General features: G+C 61.5%; 3 protein-coding genes. All 3 read left to right on the forward strand.

The features are described from left to right. Positions 1–118: 118 nt before the first annotated feature. On the forward strand, positions 119–1,489 hold the full coding sequence (locus tag QZ266_RS14875; protein ID WP_295696526.1) for a pyruvate dehydrogenase complex E1 component subunit beta: 1,371 nt from the start codon (positions 119–121) through the stop codon (positions 1,487–1,489). Between the two features lie 348 nt (positions 1,490–1,837). Then, positions 1,838–2,260: a GFA family protein gene (locus QZ266_RS14880; protein ID WP_295696529.1), complete on the forward strand. Its 423-nt coding sequence runs from the start codon at positions 1,838–1,840 to the stop codon at positions 2,258–2,260. A gap of 16 nt (positions 2,261–2,276) precedes the next feature. Then, positions 2,277–2,537, forward strand: a 261-nt coding sequence (locus QZ266_RS14885; RefSeq protein ID WP_295696532.1) for a biotin/lipoyl-containing protein, incomplete at its 3' end; no start/stop codon positions are given.

Consider the following 2,537-nt stretch of genomic DNA (forward strand, 5'->3'; position numbering starts at 1 on the left):
TGGAATTCGCCGGAAAGATGCGCGAGCACGCGCTGCGCTACAAACCCGAAGCCGCCAACGGCTGATGCCATGCCAGTTACTGGCGCTTTGCAAGATTTGACACAGGACAGGTAGAGCCATGTCGATTGAAATCCTGATGCCGGCCCTTTCTCCCACGATGGAAGAGGGCACGCTCGCCAAGTGGAATATCAAGGAAGGCGACACCGTCGAGAGCGGTGACGTGATTGCCGAGATCGAGACCGACAAGGCAACGATGGAAGTCGAAGCGGTCGAGGAGGGCGTCGTCGCCAAACTCCTGGTCGCCGAAGGCACCGAGAATGTGACGGTCAATTCGCCCATCGCCATCCTGGCCGAGGACGGCGAGGACGTCAGCGCGGTTGAGGCGCCGAAAGCTGCGGCACCAGCTGAAGCGGCGCCGGTCGCGCCTGCGGATCCGGAACCGGTTGCCGCCTCGGCGCCCGTTGTCGCAACGCCGGCTGATCCCGAGGTTCCGGCCGGTACCAGCATGGTCTCCACCACGGTTCGCGACGCCCTGCGTGACGCAATGGCCGAAGAGATGCGCCGCGATGACACCGTCTTCGTGATGGGTGAGGAAGTCGCGGAATACCAGGGCGCCTACAAGGTGACCCGCGGCCTTCTGGACGAGTTCGGTCCCAAGCGGGTGGTCGATACGCCGATCACCGAGCATGGCTTCGCCGGCCTGGGTGTGGGCGCCGCCTTCAATGGTCTCAAGCCGGTCGTCGAATTCATGACCTTCAACTTCGCCATGCAGGCGATCGACCACATCATCAACTCGGCCGCCAAGACGCTCTACATGTCCGGTGGCCAGATGGGCTGCCCGATCGTGTTCCGCGGACCCAATGGTGCGGCCAGCCGTGTCGGCGCCCAGCACTCCCATGATTATGCGTCCTGGTATGCCAATGTGCCGGGCCTCAAAGTCATCGCACCTTATGACGCCGCCGACGCCAAGGGCCTGATGAAAGCCGCCATCCGCGATCCAAACCCGGTCGTCTTCCTCGAACACGAGCTCATCTATGGCGAGAGCTTTGATGTGCCGGACGTCGAGGATTGGGTCCTGCCGATCGGCAAGGCCAAAATCCGCCGCGAGGGCAGCGACGTCACCATCACCGCGCACAGCCGCATGGTCGGTTATGCCCTCCAGGCTGCCGAAATTCTGGCTGGCGAGGGCATCTCCGCCGAGATCATCGATCTGCGCACCTTGCGTCCGCTCGACACGGATACGGTTGTGGACTCGGTCAAGAAGACCAATCGCATCGTCTGCGCCGAAGAGGGCTGGGGCCGCATGGGTGTCGGCGCCGAGATCGCCGCCGTCGTCACCGCCGAGGCCTTCGACTATCTCGACGCCCCGCCCGCCCGCGTCCACCAGGAAGACGTCCCGCTGCCCTATGCCGGCAATCTGGAAAAACTCTCCCTGCCGGGCGTGGACGATATCGTGAAGGCGGCGAGGGCCGTCTGCTACGCGGAGTAGGGTGATGGTGTGTTCGAACGACCAAAGGATCCTGAAGCGAGCCGTGCAGTTCGCGGCATCTTCGAATTCATTTCGGGATGATTCAGAATTCTTCATCTTGTTCGATATTACCAAGAGCGAGTATCAGAACTTCGCCCAGCGTGTGGAACGAGAGGAGGCCTTGTCAGCTGACGACTGGCCACTCCTGACCCTGACGATTGGCCTTGTAGCGTCCTATCCCCATCAAGATGGAGACGGGTTCTCGGACACCGGTTTGAGCCGCGCTGACCTAGTTGAATTGCAGAGTCGCCTGCGCGCGAACAATAGCCGTCCCCTGCAGGATGTTTTTGACCTATGGGGCTTCCGACCATGACCAACTCCCCCACCAAATCCTGGCGCCACGGTGAATGTCATTGCGGTGAGGTCGGTTTTGCCGTGAACCTGCCGGACAGTGTTGTGGCCCTGTCGTGCAATTGCTCGATCTGCGCCAAGACCGGTTTCATCCATCTCATCGTGGAAAAGCCGGACTTCAAGATTGAACGCGGCGCGGAGAGCCTGACCACCTATACGTTCGGCACGCATGAGGCCAAGCACCTGTTCTGTGCCAAGTGCGGCGTGAAGGCCTTCTATGTCCCGCGCTCGCACCCGAACGGCTGGTCCGTCAATCTGCGCGCGCTCGATGCCGATGCCGACCTCCAGCTGCGCTTCGAGGAATTCGACGGCGCGAACTGGGAAAAGAACGTCTCCAAGATCAACCCCGAACTGGCCCAACCGGGCGCCAATGACGCCTGAGGCGAGGACTTAAGCCATGTCGATTGAAATCCTGATGCCCGCCCTGTCACCCACCATGGAAGAGGGCACGCTCGCCAAATGGCACGTCAAGCAAGGCGATACCGTCGAGAGCGGTGACGTCATTGCCGAGATCGAGACCGACAAGGCGACGATGGAAGTCGAAGCCGTCGATGAAGGCACGGTCGGCAAGATCCTGGTCGAGGAAGGCGCGGAAGGCGTGAAGGTCAATGCCGTGATCGCCGTGCTGCTGGAAGAGGGCGAGACGGAAATTTCCGAA

The sequence above is a fragment of the uncultured Maricaulis sp. genome (assembly GCF_905480005.1).
Lineage (GTDB): Bacteria > Pseudomonadota > Alphaproteobacteria > Caulobacterales > Maricaulaceae > Maricaulis.